The 256-nt window shown below is 61.3% G+C and carries 1 protein-coding gene; it reads right to left on the bottom strand.

The genetic code is table 11. The features are described 5' to 3' along the window. A partial coding sequence (locus ACZXDY_RS46720; protein ID WP_464350133.1) for a DUF3551 domain-containing protein occupies positions 1–221 on the bottom strand: 221 nt, incomplete at its 3' end. Positions 222–256 lie beyond the last annotated feature (35 nt).

The following is a 256-nucleotide window of genomic DNA, read 5'->3' as shown; positions in this document are numbered from 1 at the left end:
GCGGGCACTTGCGCGCTCGCAAAATATGGATTGATGACGCACACTGCTGCGCGGCCCGATGCCGACGCCTTGCACTGAGGCAACGACGTGTAGCGGCATTCGTAATAGTGGCCGTGCGCACGCAGGCAAACCGGATAAGCCGGATCGTACGTCTGGGCCTGAGCCGGCGCCGTGGTCAAAACCGTCGTGATCGTCAAAATCGCCAAGGCCAGAATGCGCATCAGAACCTCCTTGGGGACTATTTGCGCCCTCGCCC

It is taken from the genome of Bradyrhizobium sp. LeoB3 (genome assembly GCF_055456055.1).
This window is presented reverse-complemented; position numbering and strand designations above follow the sequence as displayed.